Here is a 6762-nt window from a genome sequence, read left to right as displayed (position 1 = left end):
CCACGGGGCTCCCGCCCCGTGGGGGGGTCGGCGCGGATATGCAGGTGTACTCGCAGAACGACGGGCCAGTGACCATTCTGCTGGACACCGACCAGATGTAGGGCCGAACGCGCCCCGGCGTTTGCGGGCGGCCACAAGGGCCGCCCCTACGAATTCCGCCGAATACGATGTCATATCAGGAGGCATTCCGCCCGGTAGGGGGGGCCCTTGTGGCCGCCCACGGAGGCGCAGGCACAGACAACCATTGATGAGGTGAAAAAGGATGCAGATCAAAGTGATGCAGGTGGGCCAGCTGGGCACCAACTGCTATTTGCTGGAGGATGAGGAGACCCGTACCGCCGCCGTGGTGGATCCCGGCGGGGAGGGGGCGCGTATCCTGGCCCAGCTAAAGGCGGACGGGATGGAGCTCAAGCTCATCCTGCTGACCCACGCCCACTTCGACCACACCGGCGGCGTGGCCGAGCTGTGCGCCGCCCTGCCCGGGGTGCCGGTGTACCTCCACCCGGCCGACGCGGCCCTGGTGGGGGGCGACGTGTTCCCCGCCGTCGGCGCGGAGACGACGCCCTATCAGGACGGGGACGTGGTGAAGCTGGGGAAGATGGATATTGAGGTGCTCCACACCCCCGGCCACACCCCCGGCGGGGTGACGCTGAAGGTGGGGGACGTGCTCCTCACCGGCGACACCCTGTTCCAGGGCTCCATGGGCCGCACCGACTTTGAGGGCGGCTCCTACGAGGAGATCATGGCCTCCCTGGGGCGGCTGGGCCGCCTCTCCGGCGACTACCACGTGCTTCCCGGCCACATGGGGGCCTCCACCCTGGAGCAGGAGCGCAAGACCAACTATTACCTGCGGGAGGCCATGGAGGGCTGAGGCGGAAGGCCGCCGCCCCCGGAGAAAGGACACGGCCCATGAAGCTGTATTTACACGGACACGACTACAAATACGCCGCCGAGCAGATGCTGCTGACGCTGTTCCCCGCCCAGCGGCCGGGGTATCCCGCCGGGCCCCCGGCGCCGGGGGAGGACGCGCTGGTGCTCTCCCTGCACCGGGGGGCGGTCTGGGCCACCGCCACGGCGGCGCTGAGCTATGGGGGACGGGAATACCGGGCCGCCCGCCGATGCCGGACGGCGGAGCTGACCGACCCGCTGTCCACCGACCGGGCGCTCCAGCGGATTTTGAAGCTGGCCTTCTACGACGCGGGCACCGCCGCCCGGGGCGGCGAGCCCCCCTGGGGGGCGCTGACCGGGGTGCGGCCGGTGAAGATCCCCACCAAGGCCATGCTGGCCGGGGCCAGCCCGGCCCAGGCGGAGCGGCTGCTGCGGGACACCTACCGGGTGACGGAGGGACGGCGGCGGCTGGCCATGGACTGCGCCGGGGCCAGCCTGGCGGCCCTGCGCAGCCTGGCCCCCGGCGAGGTCTCCCTCTACGTGGGCATCCCCTTCTGCCCCACCCGGTGCGCCTACTGCTCCTTCGTCTCCGCCGACGTGGGGCGGGCCCTCAAGCTCATTGACCCCTTCCTGGACGCCCTGTGCCGGGAGCTGGCCGCCACGGGGACCATGCTGGCGGACGCGGGGATGCGGGTGCGCACCGTCTACTTCGGCGGCGGCACCCCCACCACCCTCTCCGCCCCCCAGCTCGACCGGCTCATGGGGGAGCTGGCGGAGCACATCGACCTGTCGGGCTGCACCGAGTACACGGTGGAGGCCGGGCGGCCGGACACCATCACGGCGGAGAAGCTGGCGGTACTGGCCCGCCGGGGGTGCTCGCGGGTGTCGGTGAACCCCCAGACCATGCAGGACGCGGTGCTGGAGCGGATGGGCCGGGCCCACCGGGCGGACGACATTCTCCGGGCCTACGCCCTGGCCCGGGAGAGCGGCATCGGCTGCATCAACATGGATCTCATCGCCGGGCTGCCCGGCGACAGCGCGGAGGGCTTCCGCGCCTCCCTGGAGCAGGTGCTGGACCTGGGGCCGGAGAACGTGACGGTGCACACCCTGGCCCTGAAAAAGGGCTCCCGGCTGATGGAGGAGGGGGGCGGCCTGCCCTCCGGCGCGGCGGTGGCGGATATGCTGGATTTCGCCTGGGCCGCCCTGCGGGGGGACGGGCAGAGGCCCTACTACCTCTACCGCCAGAAGTACATGTCCGGCTCCTTTGAGAACGTGGGCTGGTGCCGGCCCGGCGCCGAGAGCCTCTACAACATCTGCATGATGGAGGAGCTGCACACCATCGTCTCCCTGGGGGGCGGCGGAGTGACCAAGCTGGTCGACCGCGCCACCGGGTACATCGAGCGCCTGGCCAACGCCAAATACCCCCAGGAGTACATCCAGAAGATCGACGCTATCTGCGCGGACAAGGCCAGGGTGGCCCAATTTTACGCCGCGCACGGAAGGTAAAGGAGGGAAGACATGCCCTATCAGCTCAGTGAGATCAACGAAAAAATCCGGCGGGACCCGGCCGCCTTTCTGGCCGAGTGTGACGCCCACTACCAGGAGCGCATCCACGCCGCCGTGGACAAGATCCTGGCGCGGATGAAGGAGAGCCCCATCGTGCTTCTGTCCGGCCCCTCCGGCTCGGGCAAGACCACCACGGCCATGAAGGTGGAGCGGGAGCTGGAGCGCCGGGGGGTCAACGCCCACACGGTGTCCATGGACAACTACTTCAAGACCCTCAACCGCAGGACCGCCCCCCGCACGCCGGAGGGGGACATCGACTACGAGTCCCCGAAACTGCTGGACATGGAGCTGCTGGACGAGACCTTTGACCGGCTGTCCCGGGGGGAGGAGGTCATCGTCCCCCACTTCGAGTTCGCCCGCCAGATGCGCAACGACAGCCGGGGCACCCCCCTGCGGCTGGGGAAGGACGAGATTGCCATCTTCGAGGGCATTCACGCCCTCAACGACGACATTGCCGGCCGCCACCCGGAGGCCACGGGCATGTATATCTCCGCCCGCTCCAACATCCTGGAGGGGGAGCAGCTGCGCTTCAAGGGCACCTGGATGCGCATCTCCCGCCGCGCCGTGCGGGACTACAATTTCCGCGGGACAGACCTGTTGGAAACGCTGCTGATGTGGTATAATGTCCGCCGGGGGGAGAAAAAGTATATCTCGCCCTACAAGGGCCGCGCCCATGTGATCATCGACTCCTCCCTGCGCTATGAGGTGCCGGTCTTTGCCCACTACGCCGACGCCCTGCGCGCGGCGGTGGAGCAGGTGCCCCCCGACAACGAGCGCTGGCAGGAGTACCACGATCTGGTGGACGCCTTCCGGTATTTTGAGCCGGTGGATCCCGCCCTGGTGGCCCCCGACTCCCTGCTGCGGGAGTTCATCGGCGGGGGGAGCTACCACTACTGACCGGCGGGGCGGCACATAGGCCGCCCTCTGTGCCGTATCAGGAGGCCACCCGTAGGGGCGCACCTGCGTGTGCGCCCGTCAGGCGGCCGCGAGCCCCGCGGATTGTATGGGCGGCGCGGCGGGGTAGGGCCGCGATACATCGCGGCCGTGTCCCAGTCCGCCGTCCGTATGTCCCGCCCAAAACCCTGTTAATCACATAGGAAAGAAGGAACGAAAACTATGTCCGATTGTACGCACGACTGCTCCTCCTGCGGCGAGAGCTGCGGGGAGCGCACCGCGCCCCAGGACTTCCGCGCCCCGGCCAACGGCCTGTCCCACATCGGGAAGGTCATCGCCGTGGTCAGCGGCAAGGGCGGCGTGGGCAAGAGCCTGGTCACCTCCTCCCTGGCGGTGGCCATGCGCCGCATGGGCAAGACGGTGGGCGTCCTGGACGCCGACATCACCGGCCCCTCCATCCCCACCGCCTTCGGCGTCCACACCAAGGCCGAGGGTAGCGAGCTGGGCATCTACCCGGCGGAGACCAAAACCGGCATCGAGATTATGAGCCTCAACCTGCTCACCGAGAACGAGACCGACCCGGTGGTGTGGCGCGGCCCGGTGATCGCCGGGGCGGTGAAGCAGTTCTGGACCGATGTCATCTGGGGCGACGTGGACTACCTGTTTGTGGATATGCCCCCCGGAACCGGCGACGTGCCCCTGACGGTGTTCCAGTCCCTGCCGGTGGACGGCATCGTGGTGGTCACCACCCCCCAGGATCTGGTGAGCATGATTGTCACCAAGGCCGTCAAGATGGCCGAGATGATGCACATCCCCGTTCTGGGCCTGGTGGAGAACTACAGCTACTTCCGCTGCCCCGACTGCGGCAAGGAGCACGCCATCTTCGGCGAGAGCCACATCGAGCAGGTGGCCGCCGATCTGGGCCTGAAGGTGCTGGCCCGCCTGCCCATTGATCCGGCCGTGGCCGCCGCCTGCGACGCGGGCCGGATTGAGGAGCTAGATCCCAACTATCTGACCGCCGTGGCCGAACTGCTGGCGGAGTAAGCGGGTCATTCCTTTACAAAATATTCATATCCGGTTCAAAAGGGGTTCATAGGGATGGAATAGGATAACAGCGTGGTCAGAGATGACCACGCCCCCTCTCTTTCCTCTCTTCTTTCAATTACGAAGGCACAGGCCCGCGAAAGGCGGCGGGCCTGTGTTTTCGCGTATATGGAGCGTGAGACGATGAAAATCCGGTTGGAGCCGGTGACCGTGGCTTCCAGGGCCGCTGTAGAGCGGCTGGAGACGGCCCCCGGACAGGAGGGCTTTGTGGAGAGCGTGGCGGAGTGCCTGGCCGAGGCGGACCGACGGCGGTGCTGGCGGCCCGTGGGGGTCTATGATGGGGATGCCCTCATAGGCTTCGCCATGTACGGCTTTTTCTGGGAGTACCTGCCCTTTGGACGGCTGTGGCTGGACCGGCTGCTGATCGACCGCCGCTTTCAGGGCCGGGGGTACGGCCGGGCCGCGCTGGCCGCCCTGCTGGAGCGGCTGGAGCGGGAGTACCACAAAAAGCGGATCTACCTCAGCGTGGTGGAGGCCAACCGGCCGGCTGCGGCGCTGTACGAGTCCTTCGGCTTCCGCTTTACCGGCGAGCGGGACACCCACGGCGAACGGGTGATGTGCCTGCGCACCCGCTGAACCGGGCAAAAGCGCCCCCCCCCCTTTTGGGGGGGGGCGCTTGCGTTAGGGAAACACGGCCTGGACGAGCACCATATACAAAATGGTGCCTCCGAAGATGCTCAGCAGGGTATTGCTGCGCCACAGGTGAAGGATCACCACCGCCGCCACGGACACGAGCTGGGGCACCCAGCCGCCGGGGGCGGCAAAGGACACGCCCCGGAGACAGTATACGATGAGCATGGCGATGATGGCCGGTGGCAAAACCCGGCCCAGGTAGAGGACCAGCTTGGGGGGCGACTCCCCCCGGTCAAAGAGAAGGAAGGGCAGGGCGCGGGTCAGAAAGGTGATAATGGCCATGACCGCGATGGCGGCGACGGCCCCTGCGGTGCTCAGCATGTCTCTTCCTCCTTCTCGTCCAGCCTGTCCCGCAGGACCAGCAGGCACAGCACAATCACGCCCAGCGAGATGAGCAGCATCTGATCCTGGCCGAAGAAGTGGCCCAGGACAATCAGAAACAGCACCGTCACCCCGGCCCCCAGAACGGCGGGCAGGTGCCTCCGGTAGCTCCTCCACTGGTCCACGGCGATAACCACGAACAGGGCGGTCATGGCGAAGTCCACCCCCTCGGTGCTGAAGGGGATCAGCGCCCCGGCCACTGCGCCGATGACCGAGCCCAGAATCCAGTAGCTCTGGTCCAGCAGGGCGATGGCAAAATAGAAATTCCGGGGGTCCACCCCCACCGGGGCCCGGGCTGAGGACAGCAGGGCATAGGTCTCGTCGGTAAGGGAAAAAATCATATAGAGCTTGCGGGGCCCCATGCCCCGGAACTTCTCCAGCATGGACAGACCGTATACCAGGTGCCGGAAGTTGATGAGCAGCGTCATGACCGCCACCGTGCCCAGGGAGGCGGCGGCGCCCAGCAGGGTCACCCCCAGGTACTGCCCGGAACCGGCGTAGATGGTCAGGCTCATGAAGAAAGCCCAGATGAAGTTGTATCCAATCTCCTGGAGCATCAGCCCGAAGGCGATGCCGATGGCCAGGTAGCCCATCAGCACCGGCACCGTCACCGGGAATGCCGCGGAGAGCGCTTTGCGGTCCATACGATACACCCTTTTTGCCAAACAGTGGAGTCTCTATTTTACACACTTTAGCATGGAAAAGCAAGAGGGATGGCGGATTTTTGGCGCTTCCGTCCACAGCGGAGGTTGTTTTTTGCCCACAATCCGGTATAATGGATGCACAAACAGATGGAGGACACCCATGAAAAAGCTGCTCTTTCTCTACAATACCCACGCGGGCAAGGGCCTGCTGAAAAGCAGGCTGGCCGCGGTGCAGGACGCGCTGGCGGCGGCCGGGTGGGACGTGACCATCCACCCCACTCAGGGGGCTGGGGACGCCACGGCGGTGGCCGCCGCCCGGGCCGGGGAGTTTGACCGCATTGTCTGCTCCGGCGGCGACGGCACCCTCCACGAGGTGGTGGCCGGGCTGATGGGCCTGGAGAACCGGCCGGAGGTGGGCTACATCCCCGCCGGTACAACCAACGACTTTGCCAAAAACCTCTCCCTCCCACGGGGGATGGAGGCCATGGCCAGGGTGGCCGCCGCCGGTGTGCCCAGGCCGGTGGATATCGGCTCCTTCAACGACCGCTATTTCATCTATGTGGCCGCCTTCGGGGCCTTTACCGACGTGGCTTACAGCACGCCCCAGCCGGTGAAAAATATCTTCGGCCACCTGGCCTACGTGCTGGAGGGG

General features: G+C 66.8%; 8 protein-coding genes. 6 read left to right on the top strand and 2 right to left on the bottom strand.

Translation table 11 applies throughout. From position 1 onward, the window contains the following. Positions 1-262 precede the first annotated feature (262 nt). From ACESY8_RS19205 to ACESY8_RS19185, 5 genes are all read left to right on the top strand, one after another. Entirely contained in the window at positions 263-871 is a 609-nt protein-coding gene (locus ACESY8_RS19205; protein WP_054339572.1) for an MBL fold metallo-hydrolase, read from the top strand. Between the two features lie 38 nt (positions 872-909). Then, positions 910-2394 carry a coproporphyrinogen dehydrogenase HemZ gene (hemZ, locus tag ACESY8_RS19200; RefSeq protein ID WP_498794938.1) on the top strand — a complete coding sequence of 495 codons (1485 nt, stop codon included), beginning with the start codon at positions 910-912 and terminating at the stop codon, positions 2392-2394. Between the two features lie 12 nt (positions 2395-2406). Continuing rightward, positions 2407-3351: a uridine kinase family protein gene (locus ACESY8_RS19195; RefSeq protein WP_054339571.1), complete on the top strand. Its 945-nt coding sequence runs from the start codon at positions 2407-2409 to the stop codon at positions 3349-3351. Positions 3352-3570: 219 nt separating this feature from the next. Beyond that, positions 3571-4392, top strand: coding sequence for a P-loop NTPase (locus tag ACESY8_RS19190; protein WP_054339570.1), 822 nt, complete (start codon positions 3571-3573; stop codon positions 4390-4392). A gap of 183 nt (positions 4393-4575) precedes the next feature. Beyond that, entirely contained in the window at positions 4576-5028 is a 453-nt protein-coding gene (locus tag ACESY8_RS19185) for a GNAT family N-acetyltransferase (RefSeq protein WP_024723886.1), read from the top strand. Positions 5029-5073: 45 nt separating this feature from the next. On the opposite strand, the gene ACESY8_RS19180 is transcribed toward ACESY8_RS19185, so the two are convergent. Together ACESY8_RS19180 and ACESY8_RS19175 are read right to left on the bottom strand one after the other, a co-directional pair. Next, a complete protein-coding gene (locus ACESY8_RS19180; RefSeq protein WP_007495674.1) occupies positions 5074-5406 on the bottom strand; it encodes a branched-chain amino acid transporter permease in 333 nt (110 codons plus the stop codon). Then, positions 5400-6110 carry an AzlC family ABC transporter permease gene (locus tag ACESY8_RS19175; protein WP_007495676.1) on the bottom strand — a complete coding sequence of 237 codons (711 nt, stop codon included), beginning with the start codon at positions 6108-6110 and terminating at the stop codon, positions 5400-5402. The genes ACESY8_RS19180 and ACESY8_RS19175 overlap by 7 nt, the downstream gene beginning before the upstream one ends. Before the next feature lie 160 nt (positions 6111-6270). Between ACESY8_RS19175 and ACESY8_RS19170 the strand changes: the two genes are divergently transcribed. Next, positions 6271-6762, top strand: a 492-nt coding sequence (locus ACESY8_RS19170) for a diacylglycerol/lipid kinase family protein (protein ID WP_498794937.1), incomplete at its 3' end; no start/stop codon positions are given.

It is taken from the genome of Clostridium sp. ATCC BAA-442 (assembly GCF_964239415.1).
In the GTDB taxonomy this organism is placed as follows: domain Bacteria; phylum Bacillota; class Clostridia; order Oscillospirales; family Oscillospiraceae; genus Flavonifractor; species Flavonifractor plautii.
This window is presented reverse-complemented; position numbering and strand designations above follow the sequence as displayed.